18 protein-coding genes are annotated in these 17,494 nt (G+C 70.9%); 13 read left to right on the top strand and 5 right to left on the bottom strand.

The genetic code is table 11. The features are described 5' to 3' along the window. Positions 1 to 134 precede the first annotated feature (134 nt). Complete coding sequence (locus tag ACN20J_RS15255) at positions 135 to 548, top strand: hypothetical protein (RefSeq protein WP_362304738.1); 414 nt, start codon at positions 135 to 137, stop codon at positions 546 to 548. A 40-nt stretch (positions 549 to 588) separates the two neighbouring features. Here ACN20J_RS15255 and ACN20J_RS15260 read toward each other — a convergent pair whose 3' ends face one another. Continuing rightward, entirely contained in the window at positions 589 to 972 is a 384-nt protein-coding gene (locus ACN20J_RS15260) for a DoxX family protein (protein ID WP_419666078.1), read from the bottom strand. Positions 973 to 1,116: 144 nt separating this feature from the next. Between ACN20J_RS15260 and ACN20J_RS15265 the strand changes: the two genes are divergently transcribed. Then, positions 1,117 to 1,506 (top strand): arsenate reductase family protein, encoded by a 390-nt coding sequence (locus tag ACN20J_RS15265; RefSeq protein WP_419666079.1) that lies wholly within the window; start codon positions 1,117 to 1,119, stop codon positions 1,504 to 1,506. A 108-nt stretch (positions 1,507 to 1,614) separates the two neighbouring features. Then, positions 1,615 to 2,301, top strand: a complete 687-nt coding sequence (locus ACN20J_RS15270; RefSeq protein ID WP_419666080.1) for a hypothetical protein — start codon at positions 1,615 to 1,617, stop codon at positions 2,299 to 2,301. Positions 2,302 to 2,362: 61 nt separating this feature from the next. On the opposite strand, the gene ACN20J_RS15275 is transcribed toward ACN20J_RS15270, so the two are convergent. Continuing rightward, positions 2,363 to 3,220, bottom strand: coding sequence for an alpha/beta fold hydrolase (locus tag ACN20J_RS15275; protein ID WP_419666081.1), 858 nt, complete (start codon positions 3,218 to 3,220; stop codon positions 2,363 to 2,365). 105 nt (positions 3,221 to 3,325) lie between these two features. On the opposite strand from ACN20J_RS15275, the gene ACN20J_RS15280 reads away from it, so the two are divergent. The 7 genes from ACN20J_RS15280 to ACN20J_RS15310 all read left to right on the top strand — a co-directional run bounded on the left by ACN20J_RS15280 (position 3,326) and on the right by ACN20J_RS15310 (position 11,138). Next, positions 3,326 to 3,763, top strand: a complete 438-nt coding sequence (locus tag ACN20J_RS15280; protein WP_419668884.1) for a MarR family transcriptional regulator — start codon at positions 3,326 to 3,328, stop codon at positions 3,761 to 3,763. A 344-nt stretch (positions 3,764 to 4,107) separates the two neighbouring features. Next, complete coding sequence (gene glnII / locus ACN20J_RS15285; protein WP_055611133.1) at positions 4,108 to 5,136, top strand: glutamine synthetase; 1,029 nt, start codon at positions 4,108 to 4,110, stop codon at positions 5,134 to 5,136. A 353-nt stretch (positions 5,137 to 5,489) separates the two neighbouring features. Next, complete coding sequence (locus tag ACN20J_RS15290; protein ID WP_189838279.1) at positions 5,490 to 6,080, top strand: winged helix-turn-helix domain-containing protein; 591 nt, start codon at positions 5,490 to 5,492, stop codon at positions 6,078 to 6,080. Positions 6,081 to 6,212: 132 nt separating this feature from the next. Continuing rightward, on the top strand, positions 6,213 to 7,256 hold the full coding sequence (locus tag ACN20J_RS15295; RefSeq protein WP_419666082.1) for an NAD-dependent epimerase/dehydratase family protein: 1,044 nt from the start codon (positions 6,213 to 6,215) through the stop codon (positions 7,254 to 7,256). Between the two features lie 85 nt (positions 7,257 to 7,341). Beyond that, positions 7,342 to 8,658, top strand: a complete 1,317-nt coding sequence (locus tag ACN20J_RS15300) for a sensor histidine kinase (protein ID WP_190228193.1) — start codon at positions 7,342 to 7,344, stop codon at positions 8,656 to 8,658. Next, positions 8,643 to 9,296 (top strand): LuxR C-terminal-related transcriptional regulator, encoded by a 654-nt coding sequence (locus tag ACN20J_RS15305; RefSeq protein WP_419666083.1) that lies wholly within the window; start codon positions 8,643 to 8,645, stop codon positions 9,294 to 9,296. Before ACN20J_RS15300 ends, ACN20J_RS15305 begins: the two co-directional genes overlap by 16 nt. Positions 9,297 to 9,578: 282 nt before the next feature. Continuing rightward, a complete protein-coding gene (locus ACN20J_RS15310) occupies positions 9,579 to 11,138 on the top strand; it encodes a DUF1996 domain-containing protein (protein WP_189838275.1) in 1,560 nt (519 codons plus the stop codon). A 139-nt stretch (positions 11,139 to 11,277) separates the two neighbouring features. On the opposite strand, the gene ACN20J_RS15315 is transcribed toward ACN20J_RS15310, so the two are convergent. Beyond that, positions 11,278 to 11,721: a hypothetical protein gene (locus ACN20J_RS15315; RefSeq protein WP_419666084.1), complete on the bottom strand. Its 444-nt coding sequence runs from the start codon at positions 11,719 to 11,721 to the stop codon at positions 11,278 to 11,280. A 252-nt stretch (positions 11,722 to 11,973) separates the two neighbouring features. On the opposite strand from ACN20J_RS15315, the gene ACN20J_RS15320 reads away from it, so the two are divergent. The 3 genes from ACN20J_RS15320 (at position 11,974) to ACN20J_RS15330 (ending at position 15,268) form a co-directional block, all read left to right on the top strand. Then, entirely contained in the window at positions 11,974 to 12,483 is a 510-nt protein-coding gene (locus ACN20J_RS15320) for a tetratricopeptide repeat protein (protein ID WP_372505574.1), read from the top strand. A gap of 60 nt (positions 12,484 to 12,543) precedes the next feature. Continuing rightward, on the top strand, positions 12,544 to 14,514 hold the full coding sequence (locus tag ACN20J_RS15325; protein WP_419666085.1) for a hypothetical protein: 1,971 nt from the start codon (positions 12,544 to 12,546) through the stop codon (positions 14,512 to 14,514). Positions 14,515 to 14,578: 64 nt separating this feature from the next. After that, on the top strand, positions 14,579 to 15,268 hold the full coding sequence (locus tag ACN20J_RS15330; RefSeq protein WP_190228191.1) for a TetR/AcrR family transcriptional regulator: 690 nt from the start codon (positions 14,579 to 14,581) through the stop codon (positions 15,266 to 15,268). Between the two features lie 195 nt (positions 15,269 to 15,463). On the opposite strand, the gene ACN20J_RS15335 is transcribed toward ACN20J_RS15330, so the two are convergent. Beyond that, positions 15,464 to 15,820 (bottom strand): 5-carboxymethyl-2-hydroxymuconate Delta-isomerase, encoded by a 357-nt coding sequence (locus ACN20J_RS15335; RefSeq protein ID WP_364194427.1) that lies wholly within the window; start codon positions 15,818 to 15,820, stop codon positions 15,464 to 15,466. A 27-nt stretch (positions 15,821 to 15,847) separates the two neighbouring features. Next, on the bottom strand, positions 15,848 to 17,473 hold the full coding sequence (locus ACN20J_RS15340; protein ID WP_190228189.1) for a fused response regulator/phosphatase: 1,626 nt from the start codon (positions 17,471 to 17,473) through the stop codon (positions 15,848 to 15,850). Positions 17,474 to 17,494 lie beyond the last annotated feature (21 nt).

Here is a 17,494-nt window from a genome sequence, read left to right on the forward strand (position 1 = left end):
CGCGTCACAGATGGTTTGCGAGATGTGCGTGAGGCGGCAAAAATTCGAACAGAGCCACCCGCTCGTCCTGCGTCGTTCTTGTCCCGGCGGCCGAGCTGTGGCTGACTGGCGATCCGGTCGAGGGGGGAGTGCGCATGGGCAACTGGGTCGTGGTCGCGCAGTACGAGAACGACACGTACAGAACCGAGTTCATCCGTCGCGGGCTGGAGACGAAGGAACAGGCGCTGGAGGAGCTCCACGCCGCCGCCCACACGTACGTACCGAGCAAGCATGTCGTCGAGCAGTGGCGCCAGGTGTACCGCTTCGCCGACCAGGAGTCGTACCTGGTGGTGATCAAGGGCAGGCTGACGAAGTGGGAGTGCACCCTGCGCATCGCGGAGTTGATCCCGGACTCGACCGACCCGGCCGCGTCCGAGCGGGCGCGGGTGGAGGACGCTTCGGTGGAGGACCGTACGGCCGAGGACAGTGCGGTGGAGGACAGTGCGGTGGGAGACCGTACTGCAGAGGTGTCCGACGAGCCGCAGGACCGGATTCCGCCCGGCTACTGAGCGGCGCGGCGCACTCCGCCCGGCCGGCTACCGGCGCCGGTCAGCCGGTGAAGGAGTGGGGGCCGAAGCGGCCCCACGCGATGAAGGCCGCGAGTGCGAGGTAGGTCAGGTTCAGCAGTACGAACCTGGATTCGCCGAGTCGGCCGTGGGTGACCATCGCGCCGATCATCAGCAGGACCCAGCAGGCGGCGGTCACCGGCACCAGGACGGGGGCGATGTCGAGTACGGCGGGCAGGATCAGGCCCGCCGCGGCCAGGAGTTCGAGGACGCCGAGGCTTTTGACGAAGCCGACGCCGGCGTCCTCGGTCCATCCCCCGCCGTGGGTCGCGGCCAGTGTCTCCTTGGGCACGAACGCCTTGCTGATGCCGCCGGCCAGGGCTACCGCGGCCAGCAGTCCGGCACAGATCCACAGTGTGAGGTTCATGGGGTCACGCTCCCGTTGCTCGGCGTCTCCGCTCCACCTCTCCGGTGGAGCTCGGCATGGAGACGCCGGACGGCGGAGATCTGTGACATGACCGGCGGCCACCCTTGAGGTGGGGGCGAAGTGGCCGGGCATACCTTGTGCGGTATGGAGATCTGGATCAATCCGGCATGTTCGAAGTGCCGCAGCGCCATCAGCCTGCTGGACGAGGAGGGGGCCGCGTACACGGTCCGGCGGTACCTGGAGGACGTGCCGAGCGAGGCCGAGATCCGGGAGGTCCTGGAGCGGCTCGGTCTTGAGCCCTGGGACATCACCCGGACCCAGGAGGCCGTGGCGAAGGAGCTGGGGATGAAGGAGTGGGCCCGGGACGCCGGTTCGCGGGAGCGATGGATCGCGGCGCTGGCGGAGCACCCTCGGCTCATCCAGCGGCCGATCATCACCGCGGACGACGGAACCGCCGTCGTGGCACGTACGGACGAGGCTGTACGGGACGCGTTGGGCCGAAGTCAAGATGAGGATCCCTCAACTTCCTTGTGATCTTTGTTACTTGGGTGACTCGTGTGAGCTGATGAGCAACCCCGTTCGGTATCTCGTACATAGCGGCGGACGGTCACCGCCAGGGGTGGCCGGGGACAGGAGCCGTTCATGTCACGCAGGAGAACTCTCGGCCCGAAGAAGAAGATCGCGCTGCTGGTGAGCGCGGCGGCCGTGGCCGGCGGCGGGGCCTTCGCCTTCGCCGCCACCTCGAACGCGAGCACCAACGCCCCGGCCGCGCAGTCCTCGGTGGTCTGCGACGGGCTGGCCACCGCGCTCGGCAACAACGAGAAGTTCATCGAGGGGCAGCGCACCAGCCCGGACGCCCAGTCCGAGGCGCGGATCGCCAACCGCGAAGCGGTGATCGCCCAGATCAAGGTCCAGCAGAAGGCCTCCGGGTGCGAGGTCGGCGAGTCCTCGCAGGCAGGCGCGCCCCAGGGGACGCCCGCCGAGTCGGCCCCGCCCGCCGCGGCCGACCCCGCCGAGCAGCCCTCGCAGAGCGCTGCCCCGCCCGCCGCCGGTGACGCGGACGGTGACAACGCTGTCGGTGGCCAGCAGGTCTGCAACGGTTCCACCGTCACGCTCTCCGGCGAGGACGGCGCCCCCGCGGCGTCCAGCAACCAGTTCCCGGCCGGTACGAAGCTGAAGGTCACGAACCTGGACAACAACAAGTCCACGACCGTGGAGGTCACTTCGGTCTCCGGCAGCTGCGCGCTCCTGAACAACGCGGCGTTCGAGCAGGTCCGCGAGCCCGGCAAGTTCCTGATCCGCAGGGCCCTCATCGAGAAGGTGGGCTGACGGGACGGCTCGCGTCGGTGAGACCCCGCCGCGAGTGACGGCCAGTGACGACTGAGGCCGTTCAGGCCGCCAGGAAGCCGGTCAGCCTGCGGTTCAGTTCGGCGGGGTCCGTGTGAGGCAGCGCGTGGTGCGACACGTCCGGCAGGACGGTCACCTCAGCACGCGGCAACAGGGTGGCGGCGCGAGCCGCCACCCGTCGTGCGTCATGGGCCCTGCTTCTCTCGGCCAGCAGGACCAGGACCGGCAGTTCGAGCGCGCGCAGGGCCTCCGGCTCGGGGGCCGGGCCCGTCACCGGCCGCACGAGCGGGAACGTGCCGGCCTCCTCCTGAAGCCGCAGCCAGTCGTGGTCGAGCGGGACTCCCCCGGTCTCCCACTCCAGGAAAGCGCGCAGCCGACGGGGCGAGCGCCGCAGCATCATCGACCCTGCGCGGAGCAGGTAAGCCGTCCTGAACCCGGAGAAGCACTTCGTCGGGTCGAGGAGGAACAGACGGCTCACCCGCTCCGGCGCGTGCAGCGCGTACTGCAGGGCGATCCAGCCGCCGTACGAGTGCCCGCCCAGGTGGATCCGGGCGGCCGGGGCGGCACCCATGTCGTGCAGCAGCGCGCCGACGAGTTCGTCGAGCCACGCGGTGAGGTGGTCGACCGTGCGCAGGGGGCACTCGGTATCACGTACGCTGCGGCCCGGTTCGCCGATCAGGTCGACGGCGTGGACCCGGTGCGTGCGGGCGAGTTCGGCCGCGTTGGCGAACCACGAGGCCGAGGTGGCGCCGCCTCCGCCCGGTAACAGGAGGAGCGGGGCGCCGTCGCGCGGGCCGCAGACGTTGACCACCGTCTCGCCGAAGGCGGTGCGGACGCTGATCTCCTCCCGGTCGGCGGGCCACCTGGCCATGACCTTGTCGTACGCCACGCAGAAGTTCATGCTGCCCTTCCCCTCCCTCGTGTTCCCTCTATTATCTCGCTGAACGAGATACTCACTCATCGAGATGATAGACGGGGACGCGGTGTGAAGGACCAGGGGCCCGAGATGGAGATCGTCCATCTCCTGCGTGCGGCCACCATCGAACTCGGCCTGCACAGCGCCCGGTTCGCACACGACAACGGTATGCACGCCACGGACGTCCGGGCGCTGATCTGCCTCATGGACGCCCGCAGGGACGGCACCGAGATGACGGCGGGACGGCTCGGCGGTCTGCTCGGACTCAACTCGGCGGGCACCACCGCCGTCCTCGACCGGCTCGAACGGCTGGGGCACGCGCGGCGGGTACGGGACGGGCGCGACCGGCGCCGGGTGCTCGTCGAGGTGGAGAAACGGGCGGTCGAACTGGGCCAGGCCTTCTTCGGCCCGCTCATCGGCCGGTCCGTGGAACTGCTCCGGGGGTACGACGAGCGCGAACTGGCCGCGATCCGGGGCTTCCTGACGGGCGTACGGGAGGCGGCTTCGGGCGCGGAGCCGGAGGAGTGATCCGGGCCCACGGTCGCGCCCGGTGGTCGTTTGCCCGCGTGACCCGTTCGGCGGCCGGTCCGGCGGCCCGTCCGGCCGTGTGGGCGAAACCCATCGCATACGAGGGTCCGGGGCGGGACGGGCGTCGTACGGAATCCGCTGTTCGGGAGGCGGGTGCGCGGCGCGCGAACGCTCTCAGCGAGTGAGTCGCAGCACAGAGGCACCAGGTAACACGGGGTTCACGTTCGAGCAATGATCGGGAAATCGCCTGTTGACAGGCTTCCCGGCATCCCCGCGGCGCCCCGCTGCCGCAGCGCCGCAGCACCCGCATTGCGCTGAGAGACCCACCCCGAAGGATGTGGCCCGTGACCTTCAAGGCTGAGTACATCTGGATCGACGGCACCGAGCCGACGGCCAAGCTCCGTTCGAAGACGAAGATACTGGCCGACGACGCCAAGGGTGCCGAGCTGCCGATCTGGGGCTTCGACGGGTCCTCCACGAACCAGGCCGAGGGCCACGCCTCCGACCGCGTGCTCAAGCCGGTCGCGACCTTCCCGGACCCGATCCGCGGCGGCGACGACGTACTCGTCATGTGCGAGGTCCTCAACATCGACATGACGCCGCACGAGTCCAACACCCGTGCCGCGCTCACCGAGGTCTCGGAGAAGTTCGCCGCGCAGGAGCCGATCTTCGGCATCGAGCAGGAGTACACCTTCTTCGACGGCGAGCGCCCGCTCGGCTTCCCCGTCGGCGGCTTCCCGGCCCCGCAGGGCGGCTACTACTGCGGCGTCGGCGCCGACGAGATCTTCGGCCGTGAGATCGTCGAGGCCCACCTGGACAACTGTCTCAAGGCCGGTCTCGCCATCTCCGGCATCAACGCCGAGGTCATGCCCGGCCAGTGGGAGTTCCAGGTCGGCCCTGTCTCCCCGCTGGAGGTCTCCGACCACCTGTGGGTGGCCCGCTGGCTGCTCTACCGCACCGCCGAGGACTTCGACGTCTCCGCGACGCTGGACCCGAAGCCGGTGAAGGGCGACTGGAACGGCGCCGGGGCGCACACCAACTTCTCCACCAAGGCGATGCGCGAGGGCTACGACGCGATCATCACCGCGTGCGAGTCGCTGGGCGAGGGCTCGAAGCCGCTCGACCACGTCAAGAACTACGGCGCCGGCATCGACGACCGCCTGACGGGTCTGCACGAGACCGCCCCGTGGAACGAGTACTCCTACGGTGTGTCCAACCGTGGTGCCTCGGTGCGTATCCCGTGGCAGGTCGAGAAGGACGGCAAGGGGTACATCGAGGACCGTCGGCCCAACGCCAACGTCGACCCGTACGTGGTGACGCGGCTCATCGTCGACACGTGCTGCTCCGCCCTCGAGAAGGCCGGGCAGGTCTGATTCGGCTGTTCTTCGGAAGGGGCGCCCACCCGTGTGGTGGGCGCCCCTTCCGCGTTCGGTCAGGGGGTGCCGGGTCCCTCGGCAGGTGAAAAGCTGTCCGGCCTCTGAGAGGAGGCTGCTGTTGGGGGCGGGTGTCTGCTTCAATGAGGGCATGACCGGCTTCCAGGAGTTCATCGCGACGGGGCGTCGTGATCTTGAGCCCTTCTGGCCTTCCCGGCAGCATCACGACTTCGACCGGGTGTGTTGTCGCGCGGTGAACGCGCGGGCCCTCTAAAGCCGTACATCCCGGCCTTCGGCCAGCGCGCACGACGTACGTCCTCCGACGACCTCTCGCGCGAAAGAGCTGACCTCACATGGCGAACACCCGTTCCTTCTCGTCCGTTGCCACCGCCCCCTCCACGGCCCCCTCCTCAGTCCCTGCCACGGGCTCGGCGCGCCATCGGCTGCGTGCCGTCGACCGGGACGAGGTGGTCGACGTCACCGACCTCCTCCCGCCGGGCGCCACCTGGCTGCCCGCTCCCCCGCACACCCTGCCCACGCTGCCGGGCCGGCCGCCGATGATCGGGTACCTGGTCCTCGTACCGGCCGACCAGCCGTCGCTGCTGCCGGTCGCCGTGCCGGACGCGGACCCGGCGGAGTCCGAGGGCGACGACTCCCTCGTACGCGTCGACACCGTGCAGCGCACGGCCGAGGTCGGCGGGCGACCGCTGGATCTCACGTATCTGGAGTTCGAGCTGCTCGCGCATCTCGTGGCGCATCCGCACCGGGTGCACACTCGCGACCAGCTGGTCACCACGGTGTGGGGGTACGGGCACGTGGGCGACGGCCGGACCGTGGACGTCCACATCGCCCGGCTGCGCCGCAAGCTCGGGGCGGAGCACCGGGAGGCCATCCAGACGGTGCGGCGCGTCGGGTACAAGTACACGCCGCCGACCGCGAGCTGATCCCGGGCCCGGGCCCGAGCCCGTACCCGTACCCGCATCCGTACCGCTCGGGGATTCGTCCGTCGGCGGAACGGTTCGCCTGTCGGCAGATTCGCGTTCCGTCCTGCGGGGCCGCCGGGCACAGTCACCCGTATGAAACTTCTGATGCTGGGTGGTACGGAGTTCGTGGGCCGGGCCGTCGTGGAGGCGGCGCTCGCCCGCGGCTGGGACGTGACCGTCTTCCACCGCGGGCGCCACGAACCTCCGGCGGGGGTGCGGTCCCTGCACGGCGACCGCACCGCGCCCGACGGGCTCGCGGCCCTCGCCGGGACCGAGGAGGAGTGGGACGTCGTCGTCGACACCTGGTCCGCGGCCCCGCGGATCGTCCGGGACTCGGCGCGGCTGCTGGCGAACCGCGCCCGGCGGTACGTGTACGTGTCGAGCTGTTCCGTGTACGCCTGGCCGCCCGCAGCGGGATACGACGAGGACAGCCCGGTGGTGGAGGGCGCCTCCCCGGACGCCGAGGGGACCGACTACGCGCGCGACAAGCGGGGCGGCGAACTGGCCGTGCTGGACGCCTTCGGCGAGGAGAGGGCGCTTCTCGTACGGGCCGGCCTGATCCTCGGCCCGTACGAGAACATCGGGCGCCTGCCGTGGTGGCTGGACCGGATGGCGCGCGGCGGGCCGGTCCTCGCGCCCGGTCCTCGTGAACTCCCGCTCCAGTACGTCGACGTCCGCGATCTGGCCGAGTGGACCCTCGGGGCGGTGGAGGCGGGCGCGGGCGGGGCGTACAACGTCATCAGTCCGTCGGGGCACGCGACCATGGGGGCGCTGCTCGACGCGTGTGTGCAGGTCGCGGGAGGCCCGGCCGCGGGAGACACAGCTGCGGAGGTTCCGGCCGCGGAAGGTCCGGCTGAGCTTCGGTGGACCGAACCCGAGGTGGTTCTCGCGGCCGGGATCGAGCCGTGGATCCAGCTGCCGGTGTGGGTGCCGCCCGGCTCGGAGTCGCACGACGCGATGCACCGGGCGGATGTGTCCAGGGCGGTGCGGGACGGGCTGCGGTGCCGGCCGGTCGCCGAGACGGTGGCCGACACCTGGAGCTGGCTCCAGGACATAGGAGGCACCGCTCCCCAGCGCCCCGACCGGCCGGTGGTCGGGCTCGACCCCTCGGTGGAGGCGAAGGTCCTGGGCGGCTGAGCGCCGGCGGGGGTGGCGCTGGCACCACCCCCGCCGGGTGGTTCGGCCCAGTGACCGCGGGCGCGGGCTCGGCGAGACTGAGGGCATGGACACGAACGGGGACAGCACGAACGAGGGCGGCACGGACGGGGACAGCGGGTTCGTCGGCGGCAGGCTGCGTACGGCCGCGCTCACCGGGGCGCGGGCCCTGGTGCTGGCCGTCGTGGTGCCGGCCGGGTCGATCACCCTCTTCGTCCTGTCCGTCGTGTCGATCGTCCTCGTGCCGCTGGGCATAGGCATCGTCACGACACCGTGGGTGCTGGCGGGCGTACGCGGCTTCGCGAACTGGCGGCGGCTGGTGGCGGCCCAGTGGTGCGGGGTGCGGATCCCGCCCGCCTACCGGCCGGTGCCGAAGGACGCGAACCCCTGGACGCGGTGCTTCCGGCTGCTCGGCGATCCGGCGACCTGGCGGGACCTGATGTGGCTGCCGGTCGACATGATCGCGGGTTTCGTCACGGCGCTGCTGCCCGCCGCTCTGCTCACCTATCCCTTCGAGGGGTTCGCGCTCGGCGCCGGGCTGTGGCGGGTCTTCACGGACGGCACGCGCGTCGGCTGGTGGTACGGGTTCGTGCCCATCAGCGGGCAGCTCAGCGCCCTCGCCGCCGCCGCGCTGGGAGCGGCCCTGCTCGTCACCGGTGTCTACACGGCTCCCCTGCTGCTGCGGGCCCACTTCCTGCTGACCAGGTCCGTCCTCGGGTCCGGCCAGGGCGAGCTCGCCGAGCGCGTCCGTGTGCTCACCGAGACCCGGCGCGACGCCGTCGACACCTCGGCGGCCGAACTGCGCCGGATCGAACGAGATCTGCACGACGGGGCGCAGGCCCGGCTGGTCGCGATGGGCATGGATCTCGGCACCATCGAGGCCCTGGTCGAGAAGGACCCGGCGAAGGCCAAGCAGCTGCTCGCACACGCCCGCAGGTCCTCCGCCGAGGCGCTCACGGAACTGCGTGACCTCGTACGCGGCATCCACCCGCCGGTGCTCGCGGAGCGCGGACTCGGCGACGCCGTACGGGCGTTGGCGCTGCGGCTGCCCATCGGCACCGAGGTGGACGTGGAGTTGGCGGGCCGGGCGGGTGAACCGGTGGAGGCCGCCGCGTACTTCGCCGTCAGCGAGGTGCTCACCAACGCCGTCAAGCACTCGGGGGCGGACCGGATCTGGGTCGACATCCACCACTCCCCCGAGCACGGCGGCATGCTGCGGATCGCCGTGACCGACGACGGCGGCGGGGGCGCCTCGATCGGCGCGGGTTCGGGACTCTCCGGAGTCGAGCGGCGACTGGGTACATTCGACGGCGTCCTGGCCGTCAGCAGTCCCGCGGGCGGCCCCACCATGGTGACCATGGAGATCCCTTGCGAGTTGTCCTAGCCGAAGACCTGTTCCTGCTGCGCGACGGACTGGTCCGGCTGTTGGAGGCGTACGACTTCGAGATCGCCGCGGCCGTCGAGACCGGGCCCGAACTCACCTGGGCGCTGGCCGAGTTGGACCCGGACGTCGCCGTCGTCGACGTACGTCTGCCGCCCTCGCACACGGACGAGGGACTGCAGTGCGCGCTGGCGGCCCGGCGGGCGAGACCCGGGCTGCCGGTGCTGGTCCTCTCGCAGCACGTGGAGCAGTTGTACGCGCGTGAGCTGCTCGCCGACGGGGCCGGCGGGGTCGGCTATCTGCTCAAGGACCGGGTGTTCGACGCCGAGCAGTTCATCGACGCCGTGCGGCGGGTCGCGGCGGGCGGTACGGCGATGGATCCGCAGGTCATCCAGCAGTTGCTGACCCGGCGGCAGGCGGACGACCGGCCGCTGGGCCGGGTGACCCCGCGCGAGCTGGAGGTTTTGGAACTGATGGCACAGGGCAGGTCGAATGCGGCGATCGCGGGCCAACTGGTGGTCACGGAGCGGGCGATCGCCAAGCACACGTCCAACATCTTCGCGAAGCTGGGACTCGAGGTCTCGGACGACGACAACCGTCGCGTCCTGGCTGTTCTCGCCTATTTGGACCAGGACCGCTGAAAGGGCCCCGAAAGAGGACCGAGAAAGATCGGCGGCGGTCGTACGGAGACCCGTCAGGAGGCGGGTCCGAAGTTCCGCTTTCGCTGAATGATATTCAATAAGTCGCACTCAACTGCCGTTGTTTGAGGGGCTTCTGGGCCCCTTGCGCCGGGATTGTGTCCCCGAACTCTCACCAATTTCTTGGACCACTGAACACCTCAGGAACCCCCTCCGTATTGAACGGAGCCGCTTCACCTCCTGTCGGGCGCCTCAATGCCCCCGCAAGGAAGCCAGAGGAGTTCCATGGGACGCACAAACCGTAAACGCCGCTCCACGCTCGCCAACCGGGCGATAGCCGCATCGGCGGCTCTCGCGCTGGGTGGCGGCGGTCTGCTGGCGGCCAACATCTACGCTTCTGCGGGCGAGGGCAAGAACTCGACGCAGAACGCGCAGACGACGGCCGCCGGAGTGGCGACGATCAAATGTCCGGACGTCGGCCAGCAGTTGACCGACGTGCCGAGGGGGGCACGCGCCGGTGTCGACAAGGAGCTGGCGAAGCTCGACCAGCAGGTCACCGAGGCCTACAAGCGCCTCGCCGACACGCGCCAGGCCCAGGCGGGGGACTCCAGCTACGTCAACAACGCCATCCTGAGTCCGCTGAAGTCCAAGCGGACGGCCACGATCGACCGGATCAACAACAGCATCAAGCGCAAGGGGGGCAAGGCCCCGCAGGGAGCCGACCAGCTCGCCGGGTGCGAGGGTGTGCCGGCCGACCAGCCCGCCGCGGGTGAGGGCCAGGGCGGCAACGGTCAGGACCAGGGCCAGGACAATGGCCAGGACCAGGGTCAGGACCAGGGCAACGGTCAGGACCAGGGCCAGGACAACGGCCAGGATCAGGGTCAGGACCAGGGCAACGGTGGCCAGGACGGCAACGGCCCCGCGGCCGCCGACTTCCAGGACATCACCCAGGTCCAGCCGACCGGTGGCGCGAAGGGCGTCGGTCCGAACGGGCTCCCGGCGAACGGGGACTCCGGTTCGACGGGCACGTTCACCACGAACTGTGGCACGAACGAGAACGAGAACCGCAACTCGGACAACGTGATCGTCGCTCCCGGTGTCAGCAACGGTGCCCAGCACCAGCACGACTACGTCGGCAACCAGGACAACGACGCTTTCGCGAGCGACCAGGACCTGGCGGCGGCCGACACCAGCTGCCAGAACCAGGGTGACAAGTCGTCGTACTTCTGGCCGGTGCTGCGTGTGCAGGACGGTCAGGACGACATCGACGCGAACGCCCCCGGTGGCGGTCAGGACGGCAACGTCGGCACGATCCTCCAGGCCAGCGAGGCTCAGCTGAAGTTCGTCGGCAACCAGAAGAGCGATGTCGTCGCGATGCCCACGGCACTGCGCATCATCACCGGTGACGCCAAGTCCTTCGTGAACGGCCTCGCCAACGCCAACACCAACTGGAGCTGCACCGGCTTCGAGGACCGTCAGCTGACGGACAAGTACCCGATCTGCCCCGAGGGCAGCTCCGTGGTGCGGACGACCAACTTCCAGAGCTGCTGGGACGGTCAGAACATCGACTCGGCCAACCACCGCACGCACGTGTCCTTCGTCCAGGCGGACGGCACCTGTGGCAACGGTTTCCAGGCCATCCCCCAGCTGCAGGTCCGTCTGGTCTATGACGTAGACGCCCCGCAGATCCAGAACGGTCAGGTACAGAACGCCTTCGCGGTGGACTCCTTCCCGGACCAGCTGCACAAGCCGATCACCGACCACAACGACTTCATCAACTTCTTCGACGAGAACACGATGAACCAGGTGGTCGACTGCATCAACAGCGGTCAGGACTGCCAGTAACACAGAGGCAGTGAGCAACAGGCAGTAAGCACGAGAAAGCCGGCGGTGGGATTTCCCACCGCCGGCTTTCGCTTGCCCCGAATTCCTTCGACCGAATGCCCTCGGGCCCCGCGTGGCCGACGCGGGGCGATGCCGTCCGTCAGCTGCTGTGACCGCCGCTGTTGTGACTGCCACCGGGGTTCATGTGCTCGGAGCCTTCCTCCATGGTCCCGCCGAGCTGGCCGCGCAGTACCGTGACCGTCTTCTGCTCGCCGACGGCGACCCACTTGCGGCCGACGAGGTAGTAGCCGCCGTAGTCCTTCGCCCCGTTCAGCCACTCGCGCTGACCGCGGTCGGTGGCGAAGGTCGCCAGGATGTACTTGCCGCCGGAGGTCTTGCAGATGGCCTGCCGGATCGTGTCCGCGTCCGTCTGCATGTCCGGCTTGCAGCCCGCCTCGCTCGCGATCTGCTCCAGGCTCCCGCTCGCGGTCTCGGGGACCTTCGCCCCGCTGTCCTCGGAGCCGCCGCCGCAGCCGGTCACCGCCAGAAGTGCCGTGACCGCCCCGGCCGTACCGACCGCGAGCCTCTTCCTCGTCAAACGCATTCGTACGTACCTCCGGGTCGGTTCCGGCCCACGCCGTTGAGAGCCCCGGTGGAGGGCTCTGCCTTCGGATACGGCTCCCGCACGCCCGGCGCTCAATCGGCTGCCGTCTTGTGTCTACGGCATCGCGGGACGCATCACAGTGACGGGCGCCACATCGGCGGTCCTCCGCCACCGCCAGGGCTGTCGCACCGGCTGTCGACGGGCGCGTAAAGCCGATGTCGTTCGCGGGCACACCTGTGCGAGGGTGGGCCCGTGACCACCATCGATGCTGACTGGGACGAGCGAGTGACGGCCGCCTGGGCCGCCTTCGACGACTACGCCGAGGCCGAGGCGGCCGATTTCCGCGCGGTGATCGACGCGCTGGTCGCGGAGCTGCCCGCCGACAGCCCGGTCGGCCCGTTCGAGCGGGCCTGCGCCTGGGACTCGACGGGCCACTCGGACCGGGCCGTGCCTCTGTACCGGGAGGCGCTGGCACGCGGGCTCGACGGCTACCGCGGCCGGCGCGCGAAGATCCAGCTCTCCAGCTCGCTGCGGAACACCGGGCAGCCGGAGGAGGGCGTCAAGCTGCTGACGCCGGAACTCGTCGCGCCCTCCGACGAGTTGGACGACGCAGTACGCGCCACACTCGCACTGTGCCTGGCGAGCCTGGGCCGCGAGCGCGAGGGGCTCGCGCTCGTCCTCGGCGCCCTGGCCGCTCATCTGCCGCGCTACCAGCGGTCCATGGCGAACTACGCCCGTGGGCTCGTGGAGCCGGAGGCGTAACTCCCCATGGACTCGGGGCAGTCCAGGTGACCAACCACGGATTCGCTCGTTTTGCTGAACGTGCAGTCACAGGATGTCGCCCCGCGCCCCGCACCGGACCCCCGCCCCGGACCGGCCGTCGACGTCGAGCAGGCCGAGGCCGCGCTCGTCGAGCACTATCCGCGGCTCGTCCGGCTCGCCTATCTGGTGCTGCCGCCGAGCCTCGGCCGCAACCGCCGGGTGCTCACCGCGCACGCGCTCACCCAGCGCGCGCTGCCCCGGGGCCGGACGTCCGGCGACGCCTCGGTCCTCCCCGCCCAGAAGACCGCCGAGGGCCGCGACGCCGATCCCGGATACGCGTACGTACGCCTGCGGGTGCTGCGTACGGCGTTGGAGGCCGGCCGGCCGCTGACGTTCAGGGCCTGGCCGAAGCGGGCGCAACTGCCGCCGCTGCTCCCCCAGGTGTGGGGCCTGCGGCTCTTCCCGCGCTCGGGCGGGGCCGACGAACTCGCCCTGGACCAGCGGCTGTCGGCCCTGTCGGCCTCGGCCCGCGCCGCCTACGTCCTGCGCGGTCTTGAGCGGCTGGCCGACGCGGACGTGCTCAAGGTGCTGGCCGCGGCGGGCGAGGAGGACCCGGAGGACGCGCTTGACGAGGCCGACGAGATCGAGGCGAAGTACGGGCTGCTGACGTCCCCCGAGTTCGACCCGTGCTCGCTGCAGGCCCGGCCGCCGGACCTGATGCGCCGCCGCCAGCACATGAAGGCGGCGCTCGCCGCGACCGCCGCCGTGGCGGTGTGCGGGGCGCTGCTCGGGCTGCCCGGCGACGGCTGGGGCCCCGACGGCGCGGCGGCGCCCCCGTACGCGCGGAACCCCTCCGCCCAGGCCGCCCTGGATCCCGGCAAGCTGACGCTCGTCCCCGCCGCCGCGTGGCAGTCGTCGACGCGCACCGACTTCTCCGTGTGGCCCGCGCGCGGCGCCCTCACCGGCGACAAGGCACTGCTGCGCCGCGCGCTCGCCGTCTGGGCACGCCCCGGCGAGTCCGTACAGGTCTCGGCCACCCCCGGCACCCCGTCGGGCGCCCCGCCGGGACCGCCCCAGCTGCTGTACGCGGGCGAGGTCGACCAGAGCCGGGTCGTGCTGCTCTACGACGGACTGCGCATCGCGCGCTACGCCGAGGCGAAGGACGGCACGCAGGGCGCGGCCCTGGACTTCGCCCGGGTCGACGGGGCCACGGGGGCCGAGGCGAACGCGGTGGTCCTCGGCCGGGCCGACGGCAACGTCCGCTATCTGACGGCACCGTGGGTGCGTACGGCCGTGGTGCGCGACCTGCTGAAGTCGGCGGTCGGCGCATCAGGCGGTTCCGACTCCCCCGACTCCCCCGGTTCTTCCGGCGGGACGCGTCTCGGCCGGTCGGCGGACGGGGTGACCGAGCCGTTCGCCAGCCCCGCCCAGCAGACCGGTGAGTGCCGCTCGTGGAACGCGCTGGAGCTCACGGACCGTTCGGGCACCAGGCTGACGACGGACCTCGGTGAGCTGACCCCGGCCCGTCTCACCTCGGGCCGCCCCGGGCAGCCCCGTGATGCGTCGGCGGCGACCTGGGCCCCGCTCGCCTGCTCCCTGGCGTCCGTCCGCGGCCAGGGCGTACGCGCGGTGAACGCCTGGCAGTACGCCCGGCAGCCGCTGCCCGAAGCGAGCGGCACCGCGAACTGGCTGTGCACCCGCGCGGACACCTGGCGCGGCGGCGGGACACGGGTGCTGGCCCAGTTCCACGCCCAGGGGCAGCCGTACGGAGCGGTCGTGGCGAAGGCGGAGAACGTGGCCGCCTGCGGCGCGAAGGACTCCCACGTCCTGGCGGGCGTTCTGTGGAAGTCCGGTACGGGCGACTGGTATCTCCTCGCCGCCGGAAGCAAGGACACCGAGTCGATCCGCGCGACGGGCGGCGTCGACGGATCCACCGAGGGCAATCTCCTTGCCGTACGGGCCCAACAGGGCGCGCAGGCAGGCCTGAAGGGGACCCTCGCCGACGGGAGGTCGATCGGCGGCCTGCGCTGACGCGGGTGAACACCCGCGCGGATCCGATCGGTTCGCGGCCGGATCCGATCGGTAAGGTGTTCGTATGACAACCGGGGTACGCCGCAGGATGGGTGTCGAGGAGCGGCGACAGCAGTTGATCGGCGTCGCCCTCGACCTGTTCAGCCGACGCTCGCCCGACGACGTCTCCATCGACGAGATAGCAGCCGCCGCGGGCATCTCGCGCCCGCTGGTCTACCACTACTTCCCGGGCAAACTCAGCCTGTACGAAGCCGCGTTGAAGCGGGCCTCGGACGATCTGGCGGAACGTTTCATCGAGCCTCAGGAAGGTCCGCTGGGCGCGCGGCTGCTGCGGGTCATGCGGCGGTACTTCGACTTCGTGGACCAGCACGGGCCCGGTTTCTCGGCCCTGATGCGCGGCGGCCCCTCGGTCGGCACGACCAACACGAACGCCCTCATCGACGGCGTACGGCAGGCCGCGTACCTCCAGATCCTGGCGCATCTGCGGATCGACCGGCCGCCGGCCCGGCTCGAACTGGTCGTCCGCTCCTGGATCTCCCTGGCCGAGTCGACCGCCCTCATCTGGCTGGACGGCCGCCGGATCCCCCGCGCCGAGCTGGAGGCCCAACTCGTCCACGACTTCGCGGCCCTCGCCGCCGTCAGCGCCGCCTACGACCCCGAAATGGCCGACCTGCTCCGCCACATGCTCGCGGAGGAACCACCAGAGGGCCCGTTCACAGACCTGATCGGCCGCTTGGTCTCACTGGCGTCGTAGCCGGGGGCGCGCCCTTCAGGGGCGCGGGGAACGGCGCAATCTTTTGTCTTTCAGGGGCGCGGGGAACGGCGCAGTCTTTTGGGCTTCTAGGGGCGCGGGGAACTGCGCAGCCTTTCGGCTTCTAGGGGCGCGGGGAACTGCGCAATCTTTTAGCTTTTAGGGGCGCGGGGAACGGCGCATCCGTGAGGCCGGACGTCAGTCCACGAACTTCTGGTAGGACGCGTCAAGGTCCCGCACCTCCGCGGACGCGTGCAACGCCACACCGTCGACCGGCTTCACATGCGCCCGCAAAACCTCGAGCGTCCGCTCGGTCAGGAGAAGCTTCGTCTCGTCGGACCGCCCGGCCAGCAGCGCGAGCGTGACATGGACGAGCCCGTGCCCGGTCGTCTCCGCCCCCACGACCACATCCTCCGCGGGCCGGAACCGCGTCTTGCACGCCTCGATCTTCGCGGCGGCCGTCTCCACCACCACGGCGTGCAGCGCGACAGCGAACCCCTGCCGGTCGAACGCGTCGGAGAGGGACGTCGAGTAGTCAACGGTGATCTGCGGCACGGGCACTCCTGTTCTAGGCCAACGCGCTCACCCTAACCGCAGGGCAAGCATCGCAATGTCGTCGTCCGGCGCCCCGCCGAACCGCTCCAGAAGCGTGTCGCACAGGGCGGACACGCCGGGCGGCGCCTCGGCCGCGGCCGTGCGGAGCTCCTCCATGGAGACCGCCAGATCGACGCCGCGGGTCTCGATGAGCCCGTCGGTGACCATGAGGAGGCGGTCCGTGGGATCGAGGAACAGTTCCACGGGCGGCTGCCTGGGCAGCCCGAGGGCCATACCGAGCAGCGGCCCGGCGGCCTTGGCGTACTCGGCGTTGCCCGAGTCGCCGACGATCAGCGGCGGGATGTGGCCGGCGTTGGCGATCCGGGTGCGCCCGGTGGCCGGGTCGACGTGGACCAGGCAGACGGTGGCCGTGACCTCGGGGTGGTAGCGCTGCAGCATGTGGTCGAGCCGGTCGGCGAGCACCGCGGGATCGGATTCCTCGACGCAGTAGGCGCGCAGGGCATGGCGCATCTCGACCATGACGGTGGCCGCCTCCAGCGAGTGCCCGACGACGTCCCCGACCGCGGTGAGCACCCCGTCCTCGGTGCGCAGCGCGGCGTAGAAGTCGCCGCCGATCTCGGTCTGCCGGGAGGCGGGCACATAGCGCACCACGACGTCGACGCCGGGGAGGTCGGGCAGCCGGTGCGGCTGGGGCAGGAAGCTGTGCTGGAGCGTGAGGGCGACATGGCGCTCGACCTGGTACATCAGCAGGGGTTCGGCGGCGAGCGCGGTGGCCTGGGCAAGGCGGCCGACCGGCTCGGCGTCGTCGGGTTCGCCGGGCCGGGGTATGTGCAGGAGCGTCGCGAAGCACACCGGCGCCCGGCCGTCCCGGGTCAGGGTGAGCACGAGGCGGGCGTCGTCCCGGACGCCGGGCCGGAAGAAGCCCATGGGCCACATGTGCGCGGGCACGACGGTGCGGAACACCCCGGTGCGCCCCTTGCTCATCTGGTTGATCAGCCGGACGACGGCCTCCTGCGCGTGACTGTCCGGCACGGCGAAGGCGCTGCGGCCCTTGGAGGTGCTGTAGTACAGCTCGCCGTCCGGGCCGAGGACGAAGACGGCGGCCGGGCCGCCGGTGAGCCGGGCGGCGCCCTCGGCGGACGCGTCGGCGAGTTCCGTGAGGTTGCGCGCGGCCTGGACGGTGACGATCATCCCGGACAGCAGGGTCAGCCGGCGTACGAGCATCTCGGCGCCGGAGCGCGTCTGCGCGGCGCGCACCGCGGCCCGTACGACGGCCCGGATCTCCTCGGGTTCGGCGGGCACCGTCAGATACGCCTCGACGCCGGCCTCCAGGCCCTCGCACCGGTCGGCGGGTGCCGCGGCGGCGGAGGAGAAGTGGACGACGGGCAGCGTGGCCATGGGCGGCTGCGCCTTGAGCCGGCGGCACAGTTCGAAGCCGCTCATGTCCGGCAGGCCGACGTCGATGAGGGCCACGTCGGGCAGGGATCCCGCGCGCAGCCGCACGTCCAGTTCGGCGAGTGCCTCGCCGGCGGTGGCCACGGGGACGACCCGGTGACCGGCTCGGCGCAGCACCGCCCCCAGCGCGTAGCGACTGGCCGGCATGTCGTCGACGATCAGCACGGTCGTACGTGTCCTGTTGGCGTTGCCGTCCATCTGCGCGGCCCCCGGGGCACA

This window comes from Streptomyces sp. 2-1 (assembly GCF_048564895.1).
GTDB classification, from domain to species: Bacteria; Actinomycetota; Actinomycetes; order Streptomycetales; family Streptomycetaceae; genus Streptomyces; species Streptomyces phaeochromogenes.

Excerpts from the sequence above, each read along its gene's own strand:
- ACN20J_RS15270 (WP_419666080.1), top strand. The coding sequence starts at position 1,615 with ATGTCACGCAGGAGAACTCTCGGCCCGAAGAAGAAGATCGCGCTGCTG.
- ACN20J_RS15265 (WP_419666079.1), top strand. The coding sequence starts at position 1,117 with ATGGAGATCTGGATCAATCCGGCATGTTCGAAGTGCCGCAGCGCCATC.
- ACN20J_RS15315 (WP_419666084.1), bottom strand. The coding sequence starts at position 11,721 with ATGCGTTTGACGAGGAAGAGGCTCGCGGTCGGTACGGCCGGGGCGGTC.
- ACN20J_RS15310 (WP_189838275.1), top strand. The coding sequence starts at position 9,579 with ATGGGACGCACAAACCGTAAACGCCGCTCCACGCTCGCCAACCGGGCG.
- ACN20J_RS15280 (WP_419668884.1), top strand. The coding sequence starts at position 3,326 with ATGGAGATCGTCCATCTCCTGCGTGCGGCCACCATCGAACTCGGCCTG.
- ACN20J_RS15300 (WP_190228193.1), top strand. The coding sequence starts at position 7,342 with ATGGACACGAACGGGGACAGCACGAACGAGGGCGGCACGGACGGGGAC.
- ACN20J_RS15295 (WP_419666082.1), top strand. The coding sequence starts at position 6,213 with ATGAAACTTCTGATGCTGGGTGGTACGGAGTTCGTGGGCCGGGCCGTC.
- ACN20J_RS15290 (WP_189838279.1), top strand. The coding sequence starts at position 5,490 with ATGGCGAACACCCGTTCCTTCTCGTCCGTTGCCACCGCCCCCTCCACG.
- ACN20J_RS15255 (WP_362304738.1), top strand. The coding sequence starts at position 135 with ATGGGCAACTGGGTCGTGGTCGCGCAGTACGAGAACGACACGTACAGA.
- ACN20J_RS15330 (WP_190228191.1), top strand. The coding sequence starts at position 14,579 with ATGACAACCGGGGTACGCCGCAGGATGGGTGTCGAGGAGCGGCGACAG.
- ACN20J_RS15275 (WP_419666081.1), bottom strand. The coding sequence starts at position 3,220 with ATGAACTTCTGCGTGGCGTACGACAAGGTCATGGCCAGGTGGCCCGCC.
- ACN20J_RS15340 (WP_190228189.1), bottom strand. The coding sequence starts at position 17,473 with ATGGACGGCAACGCCAACAGGACACGTACGACCGTGCTGATCGTCGAC.
- ACN20J_RS15260 (WP_419666078.1), bottom strand. The coding sequence starts at position 972 with ATGAACCTCACACTGTGGATCTGTGCCGGACTGCTGGCCGCGGTAGCC.